This is a genomic window from Kosakonia sp. CFBP8986, assembly GCF_034044935.1.
In the GTDB taxonomy this organism is placed as follows: Bacteria; Pseudomonadota; Gammaproteobacteria; order Enterobacterales; family Enterobacteriaceae; genus Kosakonia; species Kosakonia cowanii.
Genome location: NZ_JAXCXB010000002.1, coordinates 445,978 through 469,551, shown reverse-complemented (window position 1 = coordinate 469,551; position 23,574 = coordinate 445,978). Strand labels below are relative to the sequence as shown.

Below are 23,574 nucleotides of genomic sequence, written 5' to 3'. Positions count from 1 at the left end.
CGCCTTATTTCACCAGGCCTTTTTCTTTCAGGTAATCTGCCGCGACTTTCTTCGCATCCAGCCCTTCCACCGCAATGCTGGCATTCAGCTTTTGCAGGGTCTTCTCATCGAGGCTGGCAAAGACCGGCTTCAGCCAGCTATCCAGCTCGGGGTAGGCTTTCAGCACCGCTTCACGCACTACTGGCGTCGGGGCATAGATCGGCTGTACGCCTTTCGGATCGCTTAATGTCTGTAAGCCGAGCGCCGCCACCGGGCCGTCGGTGCCGTAAGCCATCGCAGCGTTAACGCCGGATGTTTGCTGCGCCGCTGCTTTGATAGTCACTGCGGTATCACCACCGGCCAGCGACAGCAGCTGATCCTGCTTCAGATCGAAGCCGTAGGCTTTTTCAAAGGCAGGCAGCGCATCGGCACGCTCAATAAACTCCGCCGAGGCGGCCAGTTTGAACTCGCCACCGTTTTTCAGGTAACGGCTGAGATCATCGAGGGAGGTGAGTTTGTTCTTCTGCGCCAGATCCTGACGCACGGCGATGGTCCAGGTGTTATTGGCCAGTGCAGGCGTCAGCCAGATAAGCTTGTTCTTCTCAGCATCGAGTTTTTTCACCTTCTCGTAGCCCTGCTGCGCGTTTTTCCACGCCGGATCGTTCTCCTCTTTAAAGAAGAATGCGCCGTTGCCGGTGTACTCCGGGTAGATATCCAGCTCGCCAGAAGTGATGGCGCCGCGCACTACCGGCGTGGTGCCGAGTTGCACTTTATTGACGGTTTTTACGCCGTGGCTCTCCAGCACCTGCAAAATGATATTGCCCAGCAGCGCCCCTTCGGTATCGATTTTCGATCCCACTTTGATCGGTTCTGCGGCCTGCAACGGTAAGCTTACGGCGGCCATTAGCGCCACTGAGCAGGCAAGTTTTCGGCTGAGTGTCATAATTTATCCCTCATTTTTTTACTGCCTTTATCAGCAGCTTGAGAAAAAAGCGTAGCTGAAAAATAGCGACGCGAAGGTGAAGCGGTGCGAAACGGTAAAGCGGGTAATAAAAAAGGCCGGTTGCCCGGCCTGATGTGTGGTTACTTTAATTCAAATTCGCCCTGGTTGACGCGGGCGGAGTCGACGCCGATAAAGACGTTGAACTTGCCCGGCTCGGCGTCGTACTTCATGCGCTGGTTCCAGAACTTGAGCGCGTCGACATCGATCGGGAAGCTGACGGTCTGCGTCTCACCCGGTTTCAGGTTGACCTTCTTAAAGCCGCGCAGCTGTTTCACCGGGCGGCTCATCGACGCCGTAACATCCTGCACGTACATCTGGATCACCGTCGCCCCTTCGCGCTTGCCGGTGTTGGTCACCTCGACGCTTGCATCCACGCTGCCGCCGCGGGTCAGCGTTGGCGCAGACATCTTCACATCCGACACTTTAAAGGTGGTGTAACTCAGACCATAGCCGAAGGGATAGAGCGGGCCGTTGGCTTCATCAAAGTAGCGGGAGGTGTACTTGTTCGGGTTATCGGCATTATAAGGGCGACCGGTATTCAGGTGGCTGTAGTAGACCGGGATCTGACCCACCGAGCGCGGGAAGGACATCGGCAATTTCCCGGAAGGGTTGTAATCACCAAACAGCACATCGGCGATGGCGTTGCCGCCTTCGGTTCCTGCAAACCAGGTCTCGAGGATGGCGTCAGCCTGCTGATCCTCTTTCACCAGCGCCAGCGGACGCCCGTTCATCAGCACCAGCACCAGCGGTTTGCCGGTCGCTTTCAGGGCGGTAATCAGATCGCGCTGGCTCTGCGGAATGGTGATATCGGTGCGGCTGGAGGCTTCATGCGCCATCCCCTGCGCTTCACCGACTACCGCCACCACGACGTCAGATTTCTTCGCTGCGGCTACCGCTTCATCGATCATCGCCTGCGGAGAGCGAGGATCAACCACCACCGCCGGTTCGTAGAGGTTAAGGAAATCAACAATGCCTTTATCATTGGTGATATTCGCCCCTTTGGCGTAGATCACCTCGCCTTTGTCCTTCATCGCGTCACGAATACCGGTCAGCACGGTGACAGACTGATCGGCAACACCAGCGGCAGACCAGCTGCCCATCGAGTCGCGCTTGCTGTCCGCCAGCGGCCCAATCACCGCCACGGTGCCCGATTTTTTCAGCGGCAGCGTTTCCAGACGGTTTTTCAGCAGCACCATACTTTCGCGCGCCACTTCCCGCGCCTCTTTACGGTGCAGACGGCTTTCGGCGTTGGTATCCTGCGGGTCGCTCTCTTTCGGCCCTAAGTGGCTGTAGGGATCGTTAAACAGCCCCATATCATATTTGACGTTCAGCACATGGCGCGTGGCGTCATCCAGCTCCGCCATCGTCACCTTGCCGGATTTGATCAGCCCCGGCAGGTATTTGCTGTAGTACTCGTCGCTCATGCTCATATTGATGCCGGACTTCAGCGCCACGCGCACGGCATCTTCCGGATCGGCGGCGGTGCCGTGTTTAATCAGCTCCTTAATCGCGCCGTGATCGGAAATAGTGATGCCTTTAAAGCCCCACTCATCGCGCAGCAGATCTTTAAGCAGCCACGAATCGGAGGAGGCCGGCGTGCCGTTCAAAGAGTTAAGCGCCACCATCACCCCGCCGCTGCCAGCGTCGAGCGCCGCTTTGTAGGGCGGCATATAGTCGTTGAACAGCCGCTGCGGGCTCATGTCGACGGTGTTGTACTCTTTACCGCCCTCTACCGCGCCATAAGCGGCGAAGTGTTTGACGCTGGTCATCACCGAGTAGCGATCCGCCGGGCTTTTGCCCTGCATCGCTTCCACCATGGTGCGGCCCATTTCAGAGGTCAGGAAAGTATCTTCCCCGAAGCCTTCCGAGCCGCGTCCCCAGCGCGGATCGCGCGAGACGTCGACCATTGGTGCCCAGGTCATATTCAGGCCATCATCGGCGGCTTCATAAGCGGAGACGCGCCCGACGGTTTTCACCGCGTCGAGGTTAAAGCTGGAGGCGAGGCCAAGGCTGATAGGGAAAACGGTGCGCTGCCCGTGTACCACATCGTAGGCAAAGAAGAGAGGGATTTTCAGGCGGCTAAGCTGCATCGCCTGGTCCTGCATGGCACGAATGTCCTGGCGGGTGACGGTGTTGAAAATAGCCCCGACCTGGCTGGCTTTAATCATCTCGCGGATCGCCTCTTTCGGGTTATCCGGCCCGACGCTTATCAGGCGCAGCTGGCCTATTTTCTCATCCACGGTCATCTTTTTAAGCAGGTCAGTGACAAAGGCGTCCCTGGCTTGCGGCGTCAAAGGATGGTTAGCAATCATCTCTTCGGCCAGCGCGGGTTGCAGCGCAAGGCTCACAGCGACACCTACAGAACATAGCCATTTCATGTCGTTTACTCTCTTGTATTTTCAGCAAAAACCGCGGTAACGGGCCGCGGAAAAACGCAGTGTGCCATAATCCTGGCACGTCTTGCAGCGCCAGGCTCTGATTTTTATGTTAATTCGCTCCCCTTCGGGCATCCTCTGGAGCTAACATTAGTAACGAAATATTCACAACATCATTCACGCAGCCTGCAACCGGCGTGAAGCAGAGCATCCTTTTTATTCATGCTTCGCCACAAGGAGTGGATCGTGACCCAGTCAAATAACACTTTCATTAACGAACTCAAACGATTAGTAGGTGCTTCTCACCTGCTTACCGATCCGGCCAAAACCGCCCGCTACCGTAAAGGTTTCCGCTCCGGCCAGGGCGATGCGCTGGCGGTGGTCTTTCCCGGCACGCTGGTTGAATTATGGCGCGTTCTCAACGCTTGCGTGATTGCCGACAAAATTATTCTGATGCAGGCGGCAAATACCGGCCTGACAGAAGGCTCGACGCCGAACGGCAATGATTACGACCGCGATATCGTCATTATCAGCACCTTGCGCCTCGACAAACTGCACCTGCTGGATAACGGCGAGCAGGTGCTGGCCTACCCTGGCACCACGCTCTACTCGCTGGAAAAAGCGCTGAAACCCCTGGGACGCGAGCCGCACTCGGTGATTGGCTCCTCCTGTATTGGCGCGTCGGTGATTGGCGGCATCTGCAATAACTCCGGCGGATCGCTGGTGCAGCGCGGCCCGGCCTACACCGAGATGTCGCTGTTTGCGCGCATTGACGATCAGGGCCGCTTGCAACTGGTTAATCACCTCGGCATCAAGCTTGGCGAAACGCCGGAGCAGATCCTCGGCAAGCTGGATGACGATCGTATACAACCTGGCGATGTGCTTCACGACCAGCGCCACGGCCACGATCATGATTACATCAACCGCGTGCGCGATGTTGAAGCCGAAACCCCGGCGCGCTATAACGCCGACCCCGATCGCCTGTTCGAATCCTCCGGCTGCGCGGGCAAGCTGGCGGTATTTGCCGTGCGTCTCGACACCTTCCCGGCAGAAGCGCGCCAGCAGGTGTTCTATATCGGCACCAACCAGACTGCGGTGTTAACGGAGATCCGCCGCCATATTCTGGCCAATTTCGACCATCTGCCGGTGGCCGGGGAGTATATGCACCGCGATATTTACGATATCGCCGAGCGCTACGGTAAAGACACCTTCCTGATGATCGACAAGCTTGGCACCGATAAGATGCCGCTCTTTTTCAACATTAAAGGGCGCACCGATGCGCTGCTCGATAAAGCGACGGTGTTTAAACCGCACTTTATCGATCGTTCATTGCAAAAAATCAGTGGTCTCTTCCCTTCGCACCTCCCCTCGCGCATGAAGGAGTGGCGCGATAAGTATGAGCACCATCTGTTGCTGAAGATGTCCGGCGGCGGCATTGATGAGGCGCAGAACTGGCTGAAGGCCTTTTTCGCTGACGCCGAAGGGGAGTTCTTTGTCTGTACGCCGGAGGAAGGGAGCAAAGCGTTTCTGCACCGTTTTGCTGCCGCCGGAGCCGCTATCCGCTATCAGGCGGTGCATGCCGACGAGGTGGAGGATATTCTGGCGCTCGACATCGCCCTGCGCCGCAACGACACCGAGTGGTTTGAGCACCTGCCGCCAGAGATTGACAGCCAGCTGGTGCACAAGCTCTATTACGGTCACTTTATGTGCCACGTTTTCCATCAGGATTACATCGTTAAAAAAGGCGTCGATGTGCATGCCCTGAAGGAGCAGATGCTGGCTCTACTGGCGCAGCGCGGCGCGCAATATCCCGCTGAGCATAACGTCGGCCATCTCTATGAAGCGCCTGATACGCTGAAACGTTTTTATCGGGAAAATGATCCGACTAACAGCATGAACCCCGGTATTGGCAAGACCAGTAAGCGCAAATTCTGGCAGGAGACCGCTAAGGCAGAGCATCCCGCCGATCCGGCGATAAAGTAGCCCCTCGCCGTTTTGTGCTGCGCGCGCCTTTCGTAATAGAGTAGCGACAGCGCCAGAGAATCCTCTCTCTGGCGCGTTGCGTTGAAAGGAGCGCGTCCGATGTCAGCTGTTGATATTCTCTCTGGTCCTGCGGTCGAGGTGCGTGACGCCCGCCCAGATGATGTACACGCCATTGCCTCCCTCTACGCCTGGCACGTGCTGAATGGCCGCGCCTCGTTTGAAGAAGTGCCCCCCACTATCGATGAGATGCGCAGCCGCATGAGCAAGCTCGCCGCCGACGGGTTGCCGTGGCTGGTGGCGCTCTTTCACGGCGTGATCGTCGGCTACTGCTACGCCGGTTTTTATCGCCCGCGTCCGGCTTATCGCTACACCCTTGAAGAGTCGATTTATGTCGATGCCAGCATGACCGGGCGCGGCATCGGCTCGACGTTGCTTGGCGCGCTGATCGCCCGCTGTGAAGAGGGGCCGTGGCGGCAGCTGGTCGCGGTGATTGGCGACGGGCATAACAATGCCGGTTCGCTAAGAGTGCATAAAAAACATGGATTTGAAGTGGCCGGACAGCTGCGCAGCGTCGGCTATAAGCAGGGAGACTGGCGGGATACGTTGATTATGCAGCGTCCACTCAACGACGGTGACTGGACGCTGCCGGAGTAATTAATCGTTCTGCGCGGTCAATTCGCCCGCCGAGCCTGGCGGCGTTTGTGCCATCTGCGCCGCTTTCTGCCGCTTATAGCTTAACGCGGCAGCGGGCACCGGCTGCACTTTGCCGGTCTCAATCCAGGTACGCAGGCGGCTGGCATCGGCAAAGTGGGTATATTTGCCAAAGGCATCCATCACCACCAGCGCCACCGGTTTGTTGCCAATCAGCGTGCGCATTACCAGGCAGTGGCCCGCAGCATTGGTAAAGCCGGTTTTCGTCAGCTGAATATTCCAGTTATCGCGGTAGACCAGATGGTTGGTGTTGCGAAACGGCAGCGTATAGGCCGGATTAGCAAAGGTCGCCATCTCTTCACGCGTAGTGCTCAGCTGGCCAATCAGCGGGTACTGTTTGGTGGCGATCAGCAGCTTGCTTAAATCGCGGGCGGTGGAGACGTTCTGGATCGACAAGCCGGTCGGCTCGACGTAGCGCGTATGGGTCATGCCCAGCGCGCGGGCTTTGGCGTTCATCGCGGCGATAAAGGCTTTATAGCCGCCGGGATAGTGGTGCGCGAGGCTTGCGGCCGCGCGGTTCTCCGACGACATCAGCGCCAGCAGCAGCATATCTTTGCGGCTGATCTCACTGTTCAGCCGCACGCGGGAGTAGATCCCTTTCATCTCTGGCGTCTGGCTGATATCGACTTTTAATTTTTCATCTAGCGGCAGGCGCGCATCCAGCACCACCATCGCGGTCATCAACTTGGTAATAGACGCAATCGGGCGCACCAGATCGGGGTGGCTTGAGTAGATCACCTTATTGGTTTGCAGATCGACAATCATCGCGCTGCCGGAGGCGATTTCCGGCTGTGCTGCGGCAACCGTGACGGCTGTTTTTGCCTGCGCCATCGGCGCGAAGGGCGCACTCAGTGCAAGGGCCAGGCTTAAAAGAGAGACTCGAAATTTCTGCATGGTGAGGCTTCTGAAAATTATTCACGCGCGTTATAACGCACACCGCTTCTGTTCATGAGAGTTATAACAGGGCTGGCTCTGGCATAATAGCCGCCGCGCAGGGTTGCCGCCAGAGAAGAATCGTTGCGAGAAATTGCGTTGCCAGCATGGTGTGCCAGCAACGCCGGGAGAGTTAAAACAGGCGGTAGCCGTAACCCCAGAGGATCACCGTCAGCGCCAGCAGGATCTCCAGCAGCAGCACGCCGATGGCAAGCGTTGAGCTGGAGAAGTTGAGCCCCTCTTCCTTGTTGATATTAAGGAAGGTCGGGATGCCAACATAGAGCAGATAACCGGTGTAAAAGAGCGCGACGGTGCCGACCAGCGCGCAGAGCCACACTAGCGGATAGAGCGCGACAATGCCGCTGAGAAACAGCGGAGTTGCGATATAACCGGCAAACACCATGCAGCGCGCCAGCGACGGACGCTGCGGATAGTTACGCGCCATCCACCAGATGACACGCCCCATCACCGCGACGCCCGCCAGCATCAGGCCATAAAAGAGAATTGCCAGGTAAAAACCGGTAGATAACGACAGAGGCACGACGACGTTCTCGCCGAAGCTCCAGCCAAACTGCGTGGTACCGATAAATGCACAGATTACGGGAATGGCCGCCATGATGAGCACATGGTGGGTGTAGTGGTGCGAAACGGTCTCGTTTTCGCGTTTGATCACCTGCATTTCACGATCGGGATGGGACAGGAGTCCCCAGACATGGTTCATAACGCCCCCTCACTGAAAGCCCGAACATCGAACTGTAAGTATACGTCACTTTTATGATTATTTTTTGTACAACAGAAAAAAGCCGAAATGATTGAACGCAGCGCAAAGCCGGATGCAGGTATATGCTTAAAGACGTTTTACAGGAGGATGTAATGACACTGGATATCAATCAGCTTATTAGCCAGTATGGCTACGCCGCGCTGCTGGTCGGCAGCCTCGCCGAGGGCGAAACCATCACCCTGCTTGGCGGTGTGGCGGTGCATCAGGGGCTGCTGCGCTTTCCGCTGGTGGTGCTCGCGGTTGCCCTGGGGGGCATTATTGGCGATCAGTTGCTCTACTTTGTTGGCCGCCGCTATGGCGTTAAAATTTTGCGCCGCTTCACACGCTACCGCGGCAAGATCCATCAGGCGCAGGCGCTTATTCGCCGTCACCCCTATCTGTTCGTGATTGGTACACGCTTTATGTATGGCTTTCGTATTATCGGGCCGATATTGATTGGTACCAGCCATTTAAAACCGAAAATCTTTCTGCCACTGAATATCTTAGGCGCGTTTATCTGGGCGCTGATCTTCACCACGCTGGGCTATGTTGGCGGAGAGGTGATTACGCCGTGGCTGGAGTCCTTCGATCAGCATGCGAAGCGCTGGATCTGGGTGGTTATCGCCATTGCGCTGGTCTTCTGCCTGCGGTGGTGGTTTCGCCACCGCAGGAAAAAGCGTGAAGAGAATCCGGGCGATAACTAAGCTTTTTGCGGTTTGAACTGCGGGTTCGCCAGCATAAAGCCGCCATCGATGATAAACGACTGGCCGGTGGTGTAGCTGGCATCATCGGCGCAGAGCCAGGCGACCATGCTGGCGATCTCCCGCGTTGTGCCCGGTCGCGCCAGCGGGATGTTCGGCATCGAGCCGGGTTTGGCATCGTCATCGCTCATGTTGTTCATCGGCGTGGCGATGGCACCGGGCGCAACGGCATTAACCAGAATGTTGTGCGGCACCAGCTCCAGCGCCATCGATTTGGTCAGGCCACCAAGCGCATGTTTTGCTGCGGTATAGGCGCTCGCTTCCGGCAGCGGCGTGTGCTCGTGAACGGAAGTGATATTGACGATGCGCCCGCCCTGCCCCTGCTGCACCATATGTCGCGCGGCAATCTGCGAGCAGAGAAACGCGCCATCGACATCGACGGTGAAGATGCTGCGCCAGTCTTCAAAGGTGAGATCGAGAAACGGGGCTTTGCTCATCGCACCGGCGTTATTGACCAGCGCGTCGATACGCCCGAAGCGGGCAATGAGCGTTTCAATCGCCTGCGCGCCTTCCGGCAGATGGCTGAGATCGAGCTGGATGGTCTCAGCCCGGCGGCCAAAAGCTTCTACTTTTTGCGCTGTCTCCTGCGCGCCGCGCTCATCCGAGTGCCAGGTAATGCCAATATCAAATCCCCGCTCAGCCAGCATCAGCGCGCTCTGCTTGCCGATGCCCGAGTCTGCGGCGGTGACGATTGCTACTTTATTTGCCGACATGCGCTTCTCTCCGATTATTTAATAAGCAGTTAAGTATAGAAAAAAGGCGCAATGTTGAGAGATTGACTAGGCTTGCTGTAACTAACACATGAGAAGGAAGACGAAAATGATGAAATTTTTACTTTGGGCGATCCTGATTATTTTCCTGATTGGCCTGCTGGTGGTGACCGGCGTCTTTAAGATGATTTTCTAAGAGCCCTGCCGGATGGCGGCTTCAGCGGAATGACTCGGGTGTTGTAGGCCTGATAAGCGAAGCGCCATCAGGCATTACTCCATTGCCGGATGGCGGCGAAGCCTTATCCGGCCTACAAGACACAGCCATAAATTGAGGCCCGGTGCGCGTTGATGCCACCGGGCCTTTTGCCGAATAAAACGCATGATGCGGGTGTTGTAGGCCTGATAAGCGAAGCGCCATCAGGCATTGCGACATTGCCGGATGGCGGCGAAGCCTTATCCGGCCTGGGAAATCCAGGCCAGGTGCGCGTTAATGCCACCGGGCCTTTTGCAAACGTTACTCGCCCTTCGCGCTGTAATTGATCGGCACCCAGCGATAACCGTTCCCGGCTTTTATCACTTTGCCAATCCCCGGGAAGGCGATATGTGCCGCCGCTACCCAATCCCCTTCACGCGCCACCTGCGCCAGCACCTTCTCGCGCGTTGCTACCGCCTGCTTACTATCGACATCAAAATGAATCGCCACTTTTGGGTCGGGCAGTTGCACTGGCTGAGCATGAATAATGTCGCCCCACAGCATCACGGTTTTTCCGCCGTGCGTAACGCGATAAATCACGCTGCCCGGCGTATGTCCTGCTGCCGGGATCGCCTCAATGCCGGGGAGGATCGTTGTTGGTGCATGGAACGTGCTTAGCTTACCGGCATCGATCACCGGGCGAAGCGAGCGTTCCGATTCGGCGAAGGTGTGGCGCTGCCCCTCCTCCACCTCCGACGCCCGCTTCGGATTAAGCCACAGATCGACATCGCGCTGGTCGACGCGCACGGTGGCATTCGGGAACGCCGGTTTGCCGTCACGCTGCACGCCACCGGAGTGGTCGCCATGAATATGGGTCAGCAGCACCAGATCAATGGCGGCCGGATCGATCCCCGCAGCGCGCAGATTCTCCGGCAGATGACCGCCCGCGTCGCCCATCAGCGCCCCGGCACCCGTATCGACCAGAATCAGCTCTTTACCGGTGTTAATGACAAAGGCGTTGATGGAAGTTTCGGCCTGCACCGCCATATTGGCCTGCGCCATCTGCGTCTGTAACTGTTGCGGCGTAATATTGATCAGCAGCTTGTCCAGCGGCACCTTAACCGTCCCATCCGAGACGGCGGTGAGTTGCCAGTCGCCCAGCGCCATCCGGTAGTAGCCCGGTGCCTGTGCCTGCTGAGTGGAAAGCGGCGTGGCGATGGCGTGTTGCATAGTCAGCCCGGCGGCAGTAAGCGCCAGCAGTAGCGGATAATATTTCATTGTTTCTCTCCTGTTTTGCATTGCGCCAGTATGCTTCGCCCGCTACTATCACTCCAATTGATTGGAGCAATAATGACTATCAAAGAGAATGATTTCCGCAAGATCGATCTGAACCTGCTGATCGCCTTTGCCGTACTGTACCGCGAGCAGAGCGTCTCTGCGGCAGCGGATAAATTGCATCTGGGCCAGCCGGCGGTGAGCGGCGTGCTGTCGCGTCTGCGTACGCTGTTTGACGATCCGCTGTTTATTCGCAGCGGCCATAAAATGCAGCCCACCGCCCGCGCCAGCGAACTGCACAGTGAACTCCTGCCGCTGCTGGAGCAGTTGCAGAGCGCGCTGTTTCAACAGGCGGCGTTCGATGCGCAAACCGCAAAGGCGACGCTGACGCTGGGCATGGCGGACTGGGTCGAGATATGGCTGATGCCAAAGCTAATTCCGGCGCTGATGCAGCATGCGCCCGGCATCCGCCTGAACGTGGTGGCAAGCGATCCCTTCAGCGATGCCACACGGCTTGAGGGCGGAGAAATGGATATGGCGGTCAGCGTCGCGGTTGGCGGGCCGCGCTGGCTGGAGCGCGAAGTGTTAACCACCATGCCGTTTGCCACCCTCTGGCATCCGCAGCAGTTAACGCTCAGCGCCCCGCTGGATGTGCAGACCTTTGCCGCGCAGCGACATTTGATGGTCAGCTATCGCGAAGCGAGCAGCAGCCATTTTGATACTCTGCTGGCAAAAAGCGGCTATCAGCGGCAGATCCACTACACCACGCCGCACTTCGCCGCGCTGCCTGGTTTGCTGGAGACGATGCCCGCGCTGGCAACGGTGCCCGCCGGGCTGGCGGATGAGTGGCAGCGCACCCGTGGATTGATGCGCAGCCCGTTACCGCTCGACGCGGAGCCAATTGAAGTCGCCATGCTCTGGCATCAGCGCCACAGCAGCGATCCGGCGGTGATGTGGCTCAAAACCTTTATCGCTGCGCTTATCGTCTGACGCTCTGCCAGAGCGTTTACTCCAGGTTAGCGCCGTTGCTGGCGATCACATCGCGATACCAGAAGAAGCTCTTCTTGCGGCTGCGCGCCAGCGTGCCGCTGCCATCATCTTCGCGGTCAACGTAGATAAAACCGTAGCGCTTGGAGATTTCCGCTTTCGAGGCGCTCACCAGATCGATAGGCCCCCAACTGGTGTAGCCCAGCATCTCGACGCCATCCTCAATCGCTTCACGCACCTGAAGCAGATGGTCGTTCATGTAGGCGATGCGGTAATCATCATGAATGCTGCCGTCCGCCTCCACATGATCCTTCGCACCCAACCCGTTCTCAACAATAAACAGCGGCTTCTGCCAGCGATCCCACATCATATTCAGCAGCGTGCGCAGGCCAAGCGGATCGATCTGCCAGCCCCATTCGGAACTGGGCAGATGCGGATTCGGCACCATGCTGAGAATATTGCCGCGCAGCTGCTCGTTAAGCGCTTCATCGGCGGTGACGCAGCCGCTCATGTAGTAGCTGAAGGAGATGAAATCGACCGTGGTGCGCAGCGCTTCGCGATCCGCGTCGGTGATCTCAATCTCAATGCCGTTATCACGGAAGTAGCGCAGCATATAGCCGGGATAGGCCCCGCGGCACTGTACGTCGCCAAAGAAGGCCCAGCTACGGTTCTGCTGCAGCGTCTCAAACACATCTTCCGGCTTGCAGCTGAGTGGATACATCAACCCGCCGAGCAGCATATTGCCGATTTTGGCGTCCGGGATAATCTCATGGCACGCTTTAACCGCCAGTGCGCTCGCCACCAGCTGGTGGTGAATCGCCTGGTAGACTTCCGCTTTGCTGCTGCTGTTTGGCAACCCGACGCCGGTCATCGGCGCATGGAGCGACATATTGATCTCATTGAAGGTGAGCCACAGCTTCACTTTGTTTTGATAGCGGCTAAACACCGTGCGGGCATAGTGTTCAAAGCAGCGGATCGTCTCGCGGCTGCCCCAGCCGCCGTACTCTTTTACTAATCCCCACGGCATTTCGTAGTGCGACAGCGTCACCAGCGGCGTGATGCCGTGCTCCGCCAGCTCATCAAACAGGTCGTCGTAAAATGCCAGCCCCGCTTCATTGGGCGTACTCTCATCGCCGTTAGGGAAAATACGCGTCCAGGCGATGGAGATACGCAGGCAGTTAAAGCCCATTTCGGCAAACAGGGCGACATCTTCCGGGTAGCGGTGGTAGAAGTCGATCGCCACATCTTTCAGCGCACTGTCGCCCTCTTTGCGCTCAACAAGCTCCCCAAATACGCCGTTCGGCTGCATATCGGATGTCGAAGGGCCTTTGCCATCCTCCTGCCATGCGCCTTCAACCTGATTGGCGGCAATGGCACCGCCCCATAAAAACCCTGCTGGAAATGCTTTCATTCTCTTCTCCTTTGATTACACGGCTACCGCCAGAAGCGGTTTCCCGGCCTGAACAGAGGTGGGTGCCACGTTATTTACGCTGGCAAAGTTTTCGCTATTACTGATGATAATGGGCGTGGCGAGATCGAAGCCGGCTTCAAGGATCGCGGCGCGATCGAATTCAAGCAGCAGATCGCCTGGCTCTACTCTGTCGCCGACGCTGACATGCGCGGTGAAGGGTTTCCCGTCCAGCTTGACGGTATCGATACCGACATGGATCAACATCTCTACCCCGCTATCGCTAAGCAGGCCAATCGCATGTTTGGTTTCAAACAGTGAGGCAACCTCCCCGGCAAACGGTGCGACGACCCGGCAGTCCACCGGAATAATCGCCACGCCATCCCCCAGCACACCGCTGGCGAAGGTAGCATCCGTCACCTGATCCAGCGCCAGCACGCTGCCGCTCATCGGTGCCAGCAGCGTCATCCCATCAGCCTCTGGTTTTTGCGCAGGGGCCGCAACGGCTGCCGGTGCTTTCGGCAGCCCGGCAATGCAGGTCAGCAGTAATGCCAGCATAAACGACGCCGCGCTGCCGACAATACCGCCCCACAGGGTGGCGTCGATGCCGCCTGGCGGGATCATCTGAGCAAAAGAGAAAACGTTCGCCATGCCGAAGGAGTAGGTGTGCGTGCCGCTAAAGCCGACAATCGCTCCGCCCAGCGAGCCGCCCAGGCAACCAAAAATAAACGGACGGCGCAGCGGCAGGGTTAAGCCATAGACCGCCGGTTCAGTGATGCCGAAAATGCCCGCCGCCACGGCTGAACCCGCCAGCGTTTTTTGCTGTTTGTCACGGCTGCGCAGAAAAATACCCAGCGTGGCGCCCACCTGTCCAAGCACCGCAGGCAGCAGGATCGGCAGCATTGAGTCCTGACCAAAGACGGCCATGTTGTTGATCATCAGCGGCACTAATCCCCAGTGCAGGCCAAATATCACGCACACCTGCCACAGTGCGCCCATCGCGCCACCCGCCAGCCAGGGAGAGAGGGTGTAGATGGCCTGATAACCGTTCGCCAGCCCCTGACTCAGCCACGTGGCAACCGGGCCGATAATCAAAAAGGTGAGCGGGACGGTGACGGCAATGCAGAGCACCGGCGAGAAGAAGTTCTTCACGGCAGAGTGCAAAAAGCGGTTGCCCTGCTTTTCCAGCCAGCAGCTGACCCATGAGGCGAGAATAATCGGGATCACCGAGCCGCTGTAGTTGAGAAAGGTGACCGGAATGCCGAGGAAGGTTTCGCTTACCGCCCCGGTCATCTGCGCAGCGTCAAAGGCGGCGATCATCAGCGGATGGGTTAACGCTCCGCCAATTGCCATGGTGATAAAGGGGTTGCCGCCAAATTTTTTCCCGGCGGTATAACCCAGCACCAGCGGGAAGAAGAAGAAGAGCGCATCGCTGGCGGCGAACCAGATTTTATAAGTGCCGCTCTCTGGCGTCAGCCAGTTGCAGACCACCGCCAGCGCCAGAATGCCTTTCAGGATCCCGGACGCGGCCAGGATGCCAATAAAGGGGGTGAAAATGCCCGAAATAATGTCTATCAGGCGGCTAAAGAGCGAACTTTTTTCATCGCTTGCGACGACCGGCGCATCCTCCTTTAGCCCGGCCGCGTCGCATACCGCCAGCCAGACGTCGTGCACGTGGTTGCCGATCACCACCTGAAACTGTCCGCCGCTCTCCACGACCATGATGACCCCGGGCTCTTTTTTTAGCCCGTCGGCATCGGCCTTTTTCATCTCTTTGAGTTTAAAGCGTAACCGCGTAGCGCAATGCACCACGCTGCTGATGTTCTCCTTGCCGCCAACGTGGCTGAGAATGACGTTCGCCAGCGTTTGATAATCCATGCTTGTGTCCTTACCTCTTGTGTCTGAGTAAAAAAAAACCTGAGCCACGTCACCTTGCGGCGACGGACTCAGGTTTTGCCTGCACACGTTAATGCAGTAACAACCCATAGGTGCAGTTAGCGCTGCTCTTTCCTCACGCGCTCAATATGGAGCGCGAGAAACATTGTCTCTTCGTTGGTCAGCCGCCGCTGATAGGTGCTGGCCAGGTGAAGCGCCACTTTCTCGGCGCACTTCCACGCCAGCGGGTAGTTATCTTTCACCGCCTGGTGGAGGCTGAGATCGTCGTCGTCAACCACCGTGCTGTTCAGCATGCGCTGGGAGAAGAACTTCAGATGGGTTACAAAGCGCTGATAGCTCAGCCCCTCTTCGTCATACTCCAGCTTTAGCTGATACTGCACGATATGCAGGATCTCCTGCATCGCGCGGGTGATATGCATCACCTCCGGCATCGCGCTGTTTAACTGTGCCGTCACCAGATGCAGCGCAATAAATCCCGCTTCATCTTCCGGCAGCGTCACACCGAGCCGCCTGGCGATAATCGCGCGCGCTTCATGGCCCAGCGCGAACTCCTTCGGGTAGAGACGCTTGATCTCCCACAGCAGCCCGTTGCGGATAAGCAGCCCTTTTTTCTGCCGTTCGATGGCGAAGTAACAGTGATCGGTGAGCGTGATATAGAGGCTCTCCTGCAACTTCCCCAACCGTTCGCTGGCCAGCGCAATAATGCGATCGCAGGTGGTCATCACCTCCAGTGGGATCTGATTGAGCAGCTCACCCAGGCGGCGCACCAGATCGTCGCTTTGCAGTGCGAAGACCTTTTCAATCGCCCCCTCGTCGAGCCGATCGCCGGGACGCTTCTGAAATGCAATACCGCGCCCCATCACTACCTGCTCGCGCTGCTGCTCGTCCAGCACCACGGCGACGTTATTGTTTAATATTTTGGCGATACGCATGCCGCCCGCCGGAACCAGACCGGAAGAGAAACCTGCCTCGCCGATGTGTGACACCATCAGCGGAACAGGGCCTGATACTGGGCTTCATACTGCGGCGCATTCCACTGGCCATCGAACACCGTCAGGGTGATATAGCCTTTGTTGAGCCAGCCGGTATCCGTGTCCGACTCGTTCGGCGTCAGCATCTTTTCATTGATCACCTGCTGTGCACGGCCGTCTTCCAGCAGCACATAGCTGTGCTGCGCTTCGGGGAAGGATTCATTACCAATAAATTTCTCGCCCTTCACCGCGCTTTTCGCCAGCGGAGGGTAGTTGATGCTCAGGCCGGAGCCGGCTGGCAGCAGCGGCTGTCCGGGCTGGCGTTTTGCCTGAAGCTTATCGACCAGCGAGACCACATAATCGACCGAGTCCGGCCAGTATTTATGCGTGCTTGGCCAGCCCGCTTTTTGCTCCTCTGCCGTGAACAGGTAACCGATGCTGGCGGCAATCGCCGGGTAGCCGTAGCGCACGGCGCGCACCGCTGCGCCCACGGTGCCGGAGTTAAGCTGCGTGACGCCGGTGTTCGGGCCATCGTTGACACCGGAAATGACAAGGTCCGGCGGGTTCTCTTTCAGAATGCCGAGCAGGCCAAAATCGATGGCATCCGCAGGCGTGCCGGGGAAGCAGTAGCGTTTTTCCGCCACTTTCTTCACATCGAAGATTTTGTTGGGTTTGAAGGTAATTGCCGAGCCGATCCCGCTCTGATTGGTGGCGGGTGCCACCATCCAGACATCAAAGCCTTTGGCGGCCAGTTTTTCCTGTAAGGAGATCGTGCCGATGGAGTCGCAGCCGTCGTCGTTGACCAGTAAAATGCGCGTTGCGCGTTCAGCCGACTGTACGCCGGTAGAGGCAAATGCGGTGAGCAAAAGTGCCAGTAACGTTTTATTCACGGTGAATCTCCTTATTGATTATGCAGACCAAATTTGTATTCCATGGTGATGCCGCCGCCGAGGCCATGGGAACGATGGAAATCGCGCTTATCGTCCGTCAGCCAGGGTTTGCCTTTTACCAGCTTCCAGCTGTAGCTTGGGCCAAAGCCGGCAAACAGCGATAAGCCAGAGACAGCTTTCGGCGTCCACGCAATAAAACCGCCATACTCCCACTGATTTAATTTGACGCCCTGATATTTCGCCCCAAAACCATAATTAGCGAAAATACCTGTGGTCAATTCCGGCGAGAGAACATATTTACCGTACCAATAAATCATCTGCTCATTATCATTGACGTAATCATTGCCTTCGCCATCCGCCGGGCTATTAAATGCGCCACGGGTGTTTTTACCCATATGCCAATAAAAGTGCCCGAGGCCATTATCCAACGGCGCTTTTGTTTTTGACCAGGCGACACCTGACTCCATTGCGTAATATTGGTAGCCCATCAGCGCAAAAATATGCTGCGCGCTATGGGTAAATCCGCGCGCACCTTCCCACTCTGCCAGCCCGCGATTGTAATACCAGGCACTGCGTAATAACAGCGACTCTTTTTCAGCCAGTGGCAATGTGAATTGCGCCTCTATTCCCTGACGGAAAAGATAATTATCACTTTCGCCTGCCAGCCAGCTTACGCGGGTATTTTTATCAGGACTCCAGCTTATATCACCGGTAACAATGTGATCGATGGGCTTATTAGTTTTTAAAGTATAAAAGCGGCGCTTTTCCGGTTCATCACGTTCTGAAAAACGGGTGACCCAGGCGGCGCGGGCAGAGAGATCGCCCAGGCCGCTCTCGAGACTTACCCCCTGCCATGAACTTGGTGCGGCCCGGCTGCGCGTGACGCTGAGCGTACCGAACTTATAAAGCTGCTTCCAGCCCGCATAGAGCCTGGCGTACGCATGCTCATCCTCCCATTTGAGCTTGGCGTAAAGCTGACCAATTTTGTTGAACCCTTCCGCATGACCGTTGTTATCGCGCAGCAGATCGCGCCCGGCAAAGTCTTTGTTCGCGTAGAGCTTGACCACGCTATACCATGAGGCATCGATACCGATGGCATCCCGGTACCAGCCGCTTTGATAATCAAGCAGCGCGCCCTGCGCCCACGCTTTCTGGTCACCAATACCGGCTTCTGAGAGCTGGTTATTAGTATTAATCATCCAGACATTTTTTAACGTGACATCGAACCGACTATTTTCAATAAAACCCTGAGTGTTGGGCAGTTCACTATTGGCAAAAGCGCAAGTGCCACTAATACCTGACAGGAACGCCAAAGGTAAGGCGAATTTAATATGTGCCATTTCTATTCCATTTTTATATTGCTGGCCGCAACTGCCGCGTTAAAAATAGTGCTAACGCGTAAGGCTCAGACAATTCCTTATAGTTATTTGCTTTACAGCTTTTATTTATGCACACCATCAAAACAAAAAAACCCAAACCCGAAATTCACAAGTGGTGAATTTGATGGTTTAGGTTTTGCCTGTTTAACAGTAACAACCCTGCGATGGTGTGGGTAAATAAATACCATCCCACATGGAAATAATCTACGAGCAATTTAGGTAAGAGCGTAAAAGTGTGACTCAGATAACGCTACGAATTGAGGCAATTACATCGTAGCGTTGCATGATCCTATATTTCGGCGCGCGCAATGGCTGCCGCAATATCCTGAGAGGTTTTGTAGGTGCGAATTTCCGCAAATAGCTCACCAGCTTCAGCGTACTCTTTGCGCAGATAGCCCAGCCACTGCTTGATGCGGGCAACATGATACAAACCGGTATCACCCTGCTTCTCAAGCCGGCTGTATTTCGCCAGCAGCGCAACCACTTCAGGCCAGGGCATACGCGGCTCGTTATATTTCACCACCCGGCTGAGGTTTGGCACATTGAGCGCGCCGCGGCCAATCATCACCGCATCGCAGCCGGTCGCCGCCATGCAGGCCTGCGCGCTCTGCCAGTCCCAGATTTCACCGTTGGCGATAACCGGGATCGACAGGCGCTGGCGGATCTCACCGATCGCCTGCCAGTTGATGCGCTCGGCTTTATAGCCATCCTCTTTCGTGCGGCCATGCACCGTCAGTTCGCTGGCACCCGCCTGCTGTACCGCATCGGCAATTTCAAACTGGCGGGCGGAGTTCTCCCAGCCAAGACGAATTTTCACCGTCACCGGCAGATGCGACGGCACCGCTTCGCGCATCGCCTTCGCGCCGCGATAAATCAGCTCCGGATCTTTGAGTAATGTCGCCCCGCCGCCGCTGCCGTTGACCAGTTTCGACGGGCAACCGCAGTTCAGATCAACCCCCCACGAGCCGAGTTCAACCGCGCGGGCGGCATTTTCCGCCAGCCACTGCGGATATTGACCCAACAGCTGAACGCGCACTAATGTGCCGGAGGAGGTGCGGCTCTGGCGCTGCAATTCCGGGCAGATTTTATGGAAGGATTTTACCGGCAGCAGCTGATCGACCACGCGCAGAAACTCGGTGATGCAGAGATCATAATCATTGACGTCAGTCAGCAGCTCGCGCACCAGAGAATCGAGCACGCCCTCCATTGGAGCCAGTAATACACGCATAAATCACCCCGAAAAAATGAGGCGACATAGTAGCCGCTCTCCGGTAGCGAGGAAAGTGCCATTATCATCGAGCGCTGAAGGCTTAGCGTCCCTTTTTTTCACATTCTGGCTGGTTTGAACACATAATTTAACCAAATGGAATGTCTGGTATGCTCAAAATTCATGATGTGATCGGTAGCACGTTTTTAGCTTTAATTGTATGATGAATGCGTTTCAGCAAGGATTTCCACCATGAATAAATCACTGATAATCATCTGGCAGTACCTGCGAGCCTTCGCACTCATCTATGCCTGCTTATATGTGGGTATTTTTGTCGCCTCACTGCTGCCGATCGCCATTCCAGGCAGCATTATTGGCATGCTGATTATGTTTGTCCTGCTGGCGCTGCAGATCCTGCCGGCGAAGTGGGTCAATCCCGGCTGTTTTCTGCTTATTCGCTACATGGCGCTGCTTTTTGTCCCTATCGGCGTCGGCGTCATGCAGTATTACGACGTGCTGCGCGCGCAGTTCGGCCCGATTGTGGTCTCCTGCGCGGTGAGCACGCTGGTGGTCTTTTTGGTGGTGAGCTGGAGTACCCATCTGGTACACGGCGAGCGTAAAGTAGCCGGTCGTGAGGAAACAAAAGAGTGATGGCCTATATCTGGTGGTCCCTGCCGTTAACGCTGGCGGTCTTTTTCGCCGCCCGCAAACTGGCCGCGCGCTTTAAATTGGCGCTGCTTAACCCTTTACTGATCGCGATGGTGGTGATCATACCGCTGCTGTTGCTGACCGGTACGCCCTACGATCACTACTTCCAGGGCAGTAAAGTGCTCAACGATCTGCTGCAACCCGCAGTCGTGGCGCTGGCGTTTCCTCTTTATGAACAGCTGCATCAGATTCGTGCACGCTGGAAATCGATTATTACCATCTGCTTTATCGGCAGCCTGGTGGCGATGATCAGCGGAACGCTTATCGCGCTGCTGATGGGGGCCACGCCGGAGATTGCTGCTTCGATATTACCGAAGTCCGTCACCACGCCGATTGCCATGGCGGTGGGTGGCAGCATTGGCGGCATTCCGGCCATCAGCGCAGTGTGTGTGATTTTTGTCGGTGTGCTTGGCGCGGTCTTCGGGCACACCTTACTGAACCTGATGCGCATTAAGACCAAATCGGCACGCGGGCTGGCAATGGGTACCGCCTCGCACGCGCTGGGCACCGCGCGCAGCGCGGAACTGGATTACCAGGAGGGCGCCTTCAGCTCGCTGGCGCTGGTGATCTGCGGGATTATCACCTCGCTTATCGCGCCGTTCCTCTTTCCGCTGCTGATTGCGCTGTGGGGTTAAAATTTGCGATGTGTCGCGCAATTCTTCAATGCGTTTCATTAGTTGCATAAATAGTGTGATTTGAATCACATATAAAAGCAAAGCAGGCCCGTACACTGTCTCTCCAATACACTGCTATGAGGCACTGCTATGCATTCCCGTTTTCACACTGCTTTTTCCGGCCTGCCGGGTGAACTTCAGACCGCGCTGGCGCCTCTGCTGGCGGATGAACACTTCCCCGCTATGCTGAGCGCGGAGCAGGTGGCAACGTTGCAAAGCGCGACACAGCTCGATGCCGATGCGCTGGCCTTCGCGCTGCTGCCCCTCGCTGCTGCCTGCGCGCGCACGGATCTCTCCCATTTCAATGTCGGCGCGATTGCCCGCGGCGTCAGCGGCACCTGGTATTTCGGCGCCAATATGGAGTTTATCGGTGCCACCATACAGCAGACGGTGCACGCCGAGCAGAGCGCCATCAGCCACGCCTGGTTGCGCGGTGAGACCGCACTGGAATCGGTCACCGTCAACTACACGCCGTGCGGCCACTGCCGACAGTTTATGAATGAGCTCAACAGCGGGCTTTCGCTGCGCATTAATCTGCCAGGCCGTGCGCCGCATACGCTCGGTGATTACCTGCCGGATGCGTTCGGGCCGAAAGATCTTGAGATTAAAACCCTGCTGATGGACGCCCAGGATCACGGCTTCGCCCCGCGTGGTGATGCGCTGACTCAGGCGGCGATTACCGCAGCCAGCCAGAGCCACTCCCCTTATACCCACTCCCCTTCCGGCGTTGCCCTGCTCTGCCGCGATGGGCAGATCTTCAGCGGACGTTATGCGGAGAACGCGGCGTTTAACCCGACCCTGCCACCGTTGCAGGGCGCGCTTAATCTGCTCAGCCTGAGCGGTTTCGACTACCCGGACATTACGCGCGCCGTGCTGGCGGAACGCGCTGACGCGCCGTTAACGCAGTGGGATGCAACAACGGCAACGCTGCGTGCGTTAGGTTGCGACGCGGTTGAGCGCGTAACGCTCTGACGCGCATCACTGCGGTTAAGGCCGCAGTGATGAAAAACAGCGCGATTGAGCTGCCGTTTCTTGCGCTTGCGGTGTGGGTAAAGTAGCCTGAGTGCAATTTCAATCCCTTACCGAGCCAGCTTCATGTTAAAGCGTGTTTTTTACAGCCTGATAGTCCTGATTGGTCTGCTGGTGTTAACCGCGCTGGGTTTCGATCGCTGGATGAGCTGGAAAACCGCCCCCTATATCTACGACGACCTGCAGGATCTCCCCTGGCGCCAGGTCGGCGTGGTGCTTGGTACCGCAAAATATTACCGTACGGGTGTCATCAACCAGTATTACCGCTACCGCATTCAGGGCGCCCTTAACGCCTATAACAGCGGCAAGGTGAACTACCTGCTGTTGAGCGGTGATAATGCACAGCAGAGCTATAACGAGCCGGTGACGATGCGTAAGGATCTGATCGCCGGCGGCGTTGACCCTGCGGATATCGTGCTCGATTACGCCGGTTTCCGCACGCTGGACTCAATTGTGCGCACCCGCAAGGTGTTCGACACCAATGACTTCATTATCATCACCCAGCGCTTCCATTGTGAACGCGCGCTGTTTATTGCCCGCCACTTAGGCATTCAGGCGCAGTGCTACGCCGTGCCGTCGCCTAAAGATATGTGGAGCGTGCGGGCGCGCGAATTTGGCGCCCGGCTCGGGACAATTGCGGATCTCTATCTGTTTAAACGTGAACCCCGTTTCCTTGGGCCTTTAGTGCCGATCCCTGCGATGCATGAAGTGCCCGAAGATGCTCAGGGCTACCCGGCAGTCACGGCCGAGCAGTTAATTGATATGCAAAAAAAGAGGTAGCAGAGCGGATTACGTGAATGGCACCGTACGGCCACTGCTTTTCACCGGACGCAGAAGCATAAAGTCACGGGCGATAAAGGCCTGGTGGTCGATAACAGCAGAGGTGTTCTTATCCAGCGTCCATGTGCCGTTAAGCGCGTTAAACTGCATCACCTTCTCCCCTTCCGGTGTCTCAACCAGATAGTCTCCCGTTTTCAGATAGCCTGCGCTGCAGGTGATCCGTGCCGGCGGGTTGTTGGCCATTCTGTACTCGATCTTGCGAAACCCGGTTTGCACCGAGCAGAAGTAGAAAAAAGGCAACGACGTGACGGTGAGATCGCCGGGTACGGCAATCACTTCGCCATCACGAAGCAGTTCAACATTTTTTAAGACGAAATTCACCTGACTGGTTTTTTCATGCGGTGCGTGGTCAATTCTAAAAAAAACAAAATTCATAAGCGCCCCTTGAGCTGCCATCACAACTCTCAAAGATTGTCCTTTAAGCGTATGTAGCCGCTGCGATGAAGACCTTCAGAATCCCCTTAAATTTGATCGGTTCTTCAATAGGATGCGCGCAGCACGGGGGTTTACAGGTCATAACAAGGCACACGACAACACAGCGTAAGCTGCATGACCCGTGCCTTTGCAGAGGTAAAAGGGGGGTAAATCAGGCGACTTTTTCGTGCTCGATTTCATGCTCCGTCAGGCTGCGCTGCAAATCGTAGATCAGGCTGCGCACCATATCGGGGGTTAAGCTGAAAAACTGCGAGTCGAAAGTCGATGCACCCGGGCCATAAGGCGAAGTGCTGTAACCAAATTTCACAACGATGCTTTGCTGCTTGTCTACCGCGCCAACTTGCCATCCAGTGACGGGGAATGCCGGAAAAGCGAATTCATTCTTCATCCTAATCTCCTTATAAACGTTGGGACTACATAAAGCGTAGCAGCGACGCCGGATTTCTCCATGCCGAATAGATGAAGTT

General features: G+C 56.5%; 23 protein-coding genes. 9 read left to right on the top strand and 14 right to left on the bottom strand.

Annotation, left to right across the window (positions count from 1 at the left end):
* Nucleotides 1–4: 4 nt before the first annotated feature.
* Both osmF and bglX read right to left on the bottom strand, forming a co-directional pair.
* Nucleotides 5–922, bottom strand: coding sequence for a glycine betaine ABC transporter substrate-binding protein OsmF (gene osmF, locus SOM48_RS05860; protein WP_320511598.1), 918 nt, complete (start codon nucleotides 920–922; stop codon nucleotides 5–7).
* Nucleotides 923–1,062: 140 nt separating this feature from the next.
* Complete coding sequence (bglX, locus tag SOM48_RS05855; RefSeq protein WP_076770155.1) at nucleotides 1,063–3,360, bottom strand: beta-glucosidase BglX; 2,298 nt, start codon at nucleotides 3,358–3,360, stop codon at nucleotides 1,063–1,065.
* Nucleotides 3,361–3,579: 219 nt separating this feature from the next.
* Between bglX and dld the strand changes: the two genes are divergently transcribed.
* Nucleotides 3,580–5,340 (top strand): D-lactate dehydrogenase, encoded by a 1,761-nt coding sequence (gene dld, locus SOM48_RS05850; RefSeq protein ID WP_128482590.1) that lies wholly within the window; start codon nucleotides 3,580–3,582, stop codon nucleotides 5,338–5,340.
* A 99-nt stretch (nucleotides 5,341–5,439) separates the two neighbouring features.
* Nucleotides 5,440–5,994, top strand: coding sequence for a GNAT family N-acetyltransferase (locus SOM48_RS05845; RefSeq protein WP_054804172.1), 555 nt, complete (start codon nucleotides 5,440–5,442; stop codon nucleotides 5,992–5,994).
* On the opposite strand, the gene pbpG is transcribed toward SOM48_RS05845, so the two are convergent.
* Nucleotides 5,995–6,945, bottom strand: a complete 951-nt coding sequence (pbpG, locus tag SOM48_RS05840) for a D-alanyl-D-alanine endopeptidase (protein WP_054804173.1) — start codon at nucleotides 6,943–6,945, stop codon at nucleotides 5,995–5,997.
* A gap of 172 nt (nucleotides 6,946–7,117) precedes the next feature.
* Entirely contained in the window at nucleotides 7,118–7,705 is a 588-nt protein-coding gene (locus tag SOM48_RS05835; RefSeq protein ID WP_023479716.1) for a Yip1 family protein, read from the bottom strand.
* A 158-nt stretch (nucleotides 7,706–7,863) separates the two neighbouring features.
* On the opposite strand from SOM48_RS05835, the gene SOM48_RS05830 reads away from it, so the two are divergent.
* On the top strand, nucleotides 7,864–8,448 hold the full coding sequence (locus tag SOM48_RS05830) for a DedA family protein (protein ID WP_034813043.1): 585 nt from the start codon (nucleotides 7,864–7,866) through the stop codon (nucleotides 8,446–8,448).
* Here the strand turns inward: SOM48_RS05830 and SOM48_RS05825 are convergent.
* Complete coding sequence (locus SOM48_RS05825) at nucleotides 8,445–9,218, bottom strand: SDR family oxidoreductase (RefSeq protein ID WP_139965273.1); 774 nt, start codon at nucleotides 9,216–9,218, stop codon at nucleotides 8,445–8,447. The two genes, SOM48_RS05830 and SOM48_RS05825, sit on opposite strands and share 4 nt — an antisense overlap.
* A gap of 109 nt (nucleotides 9,219–9,327) precedes the next feature.
* Between SOM48_RS05825 and yohP the strand changes: the two genes are divergently transcribed.
* Nucleotides 9,328–9,411, top strand: a complete 84-nt coding sequence (yohP, locus tag SOM48_RS05820; protein WP_071789508.1) for a small membrane protein YohP — start codon at nucleotides 9,328–9,330, stop codon at nucleotides 9,409–9,411.
* Between the two features lie 318 nt (nucleotides 9,412–9,729).
* Here the strand turns inward: yohP and SOM48_RS05815 are convergent, their stop codons facing one another.
* On the bottom strand, nucleotides 9,730–10,686 hold the full coding sequence (locus SOM48_RS05815) for an MBL fold metallo-hydrolase (protein WP_139965272.1): 957 nt from the start codon (nucleotides 10,684–10,686) through the stop codon (nucleotides 9,730–9,732).
* A 72-nt stretch (nucleotides 10,687–10,758) separates the two neighbouring features.
* Between SOM48_RS05815 and SOM48_RS05810 the strand changes: the two genes are divergently transcribed.
* Nucleotides 10,759–11,673 (top strand): LysR family transcriptional regulator, encoded by a 915-nt coding sequence (locus SOM48_RS05810; RefSeq protein ID WP_054804175.1) that lies wholly within the window; start codon nucleotides 10,759–10,761, stop codon nucleotides 11,671–11,673.
* 16 nt (nucleotides 11,674–11,689) lie between these two features.
* Here SOM48_RS05810 and SOM48_RS05805 read toward each other — a convergent pair whose 3' ends face one another.
* The 6 genes from SOM48_RS05805 to dusC form a co-directional block, all read right to left on the bottom strand.
* Nucleotides 11,690–13,081, bottom strand: coding sequence for a glycoside hydrolase family 1 protein (locus SOM48_RS05805; RefSeq protein ID WP_076770158.1), 1,392 nt, complete (start codon nucleotides 13,079–13,081; stop codon nucleotides 11,690–11,692).
* A gap of 15 nt (nucleotides 13,082–13,096) precedes the next feature.
* Nucleotides 13,097–14,956 carry a PTS beta-glucoside transporter subunit IIABC gene (bglF, locus tag SOM48_RS05800; protein ID WP_076770159.1) on the bottom strand — a complete coding sequence of 620 codons (1,860 nt, stop codon included), beginning with the start codon at nucleotides 14,954–14,956 and terminating at the stop codon, nucleotides 13,097–13,099.
* A 116-nt stretch (nucleotides 14,957–15,072) separates the two neighbouring features.
* Nucleotides 15,073–15,906, bottom strand: a complete 834-nt coding sequence (gene bglG / locus SOM48_RS05795; protein WP_076770346.1) for a transcriptional antiterminator BglG — start codon at nucleotides 15,904–15,906, stop codon at nucleotides 15,073–15,075.
* Nucleotides 15,907–15,962: 56 nt separating this feature from the next.
* Nucleotides 15,963–16,835, bottom strand: coding sequence for a 5'/3'-nucleotidase SurE (gene surE, locus SOM48_RS05790; protein WP_320511597.1), 873 nt, complete (start codon nucleotides 16,833–16,835; stop codon nucleotides 15,963–15,965).
* 11 nt (nucleotides 16,836–16,846) lie between these two features.
* A complete protein-coding gene (locus SOM48_RS05785) occupies nucleotides 16,847–18,175 on the bottom strand; it encodes an OprD family outer membrane porin (RefSeq protein ID WP_312479376.1) in 1,329 nt (442 codons plus the stop codon).
* 328 nt (nucleotides 18,176–18,503) lie between these two features.
* Nucleotides 18,504–19,442: a tRNA dihydrouridine(16) synthase DusC gene (gene dusC / locus SOM48_RS05780; protein ID WP_054804178.1), complete on the bottom strand. Its 939-nt coding sequence runs from the start codon at nucleotides 19,440–19,442 to the stop codon at nucleotides 18,504–18,506.
* 231 nt (nucleotides 19,443–19,673) lie between these two features.
* On the opposite strand from dusC, the gene SOM48_RS05775 reads away from it, so the two are divergent.
* The 4 genes from SOM48_RS05775 to sanA all read left to right on the top strand — a co-directional run bounded on the left by SOM48_RS05775 (nucleotide 19,674) and on the right by sanA (nucleotide 22,612).
* On the top strand, nucleotides 19,674–20,072 hold the full coding sequence (locus SOM48_RS05775) for a CidA/LrgA family protein (protein WP_288879473.1): 399 nt from the start codon (nucleotides 19,674–19,676) through the stop codon (nucleotides 20,070–20,072).
* A complete protein-coding gene (locus SOM48_RS05770) occupies nucleotides 20,069–20,764 on the top strand; it encodes a CidB/LrgB family autolysis modulator (protein ID WP_076770160.1) in 696 nt (231 codons plus the stop codon). The genes SOM48_RS05775 and SOM48_RS05770 overlap by 4 nt, the downstream gene beginning before the upstream one ends.
* Before the next feature lie 129 nt (nucleotides 20,765–20,893).
* Complete coding sequence (gene cdd / locus SOM48_RS05765) at nucleotides 20,894–21,775, top strand: cytidine deaminase (protein WP_320511596.1); 882 nt, start codon at nucleotides 20,894–20,896, stop codon at nucleotides 21,773–21,775.
* A gap of 123 nt (nucleotides 21,776–21,898) precedes the next feature.
* Entirely contained in the window at nucleotides 21,899–22,612 is a 714-nt protein-coding gene (gene sanA, locus SOM48_RS05760; protein WP_320511595.1) for an outer membrane permeability protein SanA, read from the top strand.
* 9 nt (nucleotides 22,613–22,621) lie between these two features.
* On the opposite strand, the gene SOM48_RS05755 is transcribed toward sanA, so the two are convergent.
* Nucleotides 22,622–22,993 carry a hypothetical protein gene (locus SOM48_RS05755; protein WP_232374396.1) on the bottom strand — a complete coding sequence of 124 codons (372 nt, stop codon included), beginning with the start codon at nucleotides 22,991–22,993 and terminating at the stop codon, nucleotides 22,622–22,624.
* Nucleotides 22,994–23,258: 265 nt separating this feature from the next.
* A complete protein-coding gene (locus SOM48_RS05750) occupies nucleotides 23,259–23,495 on the bottom strand; it encodes a bssS family protein (protein ID WP_023479777.1) in 237 nt (78 codons plus the stop codon).
* Nucleotides 23,496–23,574 lie beyond the last annotated feature (79 nt).

Excerpts from the sequence above, each read along its gene's own strand:
- SOM48_RS05775 (WP_288879473.1), top strand. The coding sequence starts at position 19,674 with ATGAATAAATCACTGATAATCATCTGGCAGTACCTGCGAGCCTTCGCA.
- SOM48_RS05750 (WP_023479777.1), bottom strand. The coding sequence starts at position 23,495 with ATGAAGAATGAATTCGCTTTTCCGGCATTCCCCGTCACTGGATGGCAA.
- SOM48_RS05825 (WP_139965273.1), bottom strand. The coding sequence starts at position 9,218 with ATGTCGGCAAATAAAGTAGCAATCGTCACCGCCGCAGACTCGGGCATC.
- dusC (WP_054804178.1), bottom strand. The coding sequence starts at position 19,442 with ATGCGTGTATTACTGGCTCCAATGGAGGGCGTGCTCGATTCTCTGGTG.
- sanA (WP_320511595.1), top strand. The coding sequence starts at position 21,899 with ATGTTAAAGCGTGTTTTTTACAGCCTGATAGTCCTGATTGGTCTGCTG.
- bglF (WP_076770159.1), bottom strand. The coding sequence starts at position 14,956 with ATGGATTATCAAACGCTGGCGAACGTCATTCTCAGCCACGTTGGCGGC.
- SOM48_RS05810 (WP_054804175.1), top strand. The coding sequence starts at position 10,759 with ATGACTATCAAAGAGAATGATTTCCGCAAGATCGATCTGAACCTGCTG.
- dld (WP_128482590.1), top strand. The coding sequence starts at position 3,580 with ATGCTTCGCCACAAGGAGTGGATCGTGACCCAGTCAAATAACACTTTC.
- SOM48_RS05845 (WP_054804172.1), top strand. The coding sequence starts at position 5,440 with ATGTCAGCTGTTGATATTCTCTCTGGTCCTGCGGTCGAGGTGCGTGAC.
- pbpG (WP_054804173.1), bottom strand. The coding sequence starts at position 6,945 with ATGCAGAAATTTCGAGTCTCTCTTTTAAGCCTGGCCCTTGCACTGAGT.
- bglG (WP_076770346.1), bottom strand. The coding sequence starts at position 15,906 with ATGCGTATCGCCAAAATATTAAACAATAACGTCGCCGTGGTGCTGGAC.
- bglX (WP_076770155.1), bottom strand. The coding sequence starts at position 3,360 with ATGAAATGGCTATGTTCTGTAGGTGTCGCTGTGAGCCTTGCGCTGCAA.
- SOM48_RS05815 (WP_139965272.1), bottom strand. The coding sequence starts at position 10,686 with ATGAAATATTATCCGCTACTGCTGGCGCTTACTGCCGCCGGGCTGACT.
- SOM48_RS05785 (WP_312479376.1), bottom strand. The coding sequence starts at position 18,175 with ATGGCACATATTAAATTCGCCTTACCTTTGGCGTTCCTGTCAGGTATT.
- SOM48_RS05835 (WP_023479716.1), bottom strand. The coding sequence starts at position 7,705 with ATGAACCATGTCTGGGGACTCCTGTCCCATCCCGATCGTGAAATGCAG.
- osmF (WP_320511598.1), bottom strand. The coding sequence starts at position 922 with ATGACACTCAGCCGAAAACTTGCCTGCTCAGTGGCGCTAATGGCCGCC.
- cdd (WP_320511596.1), top strand. The coding sequence starts at position 20,894 with ATGCATTCCCGTTTTCACACTGCTTTTTCCGGCCTGCCGGGTGAACTT.
- SOM48_RS05805 (WP_076770158.1), bottom strand. The coding sequence starts at position 13,081 with ATGAAAGCATTTCCAGCAGGGTTTTTATGGGGCGGTGCCATTGCCGCC.
- yohP (WP_071789508.1), top strand. The coding sequence starts at position 9,328 with ATGAAATTTTTACTTTGGGCGATCCTGATTATTTTCCTGATTGGCCTG.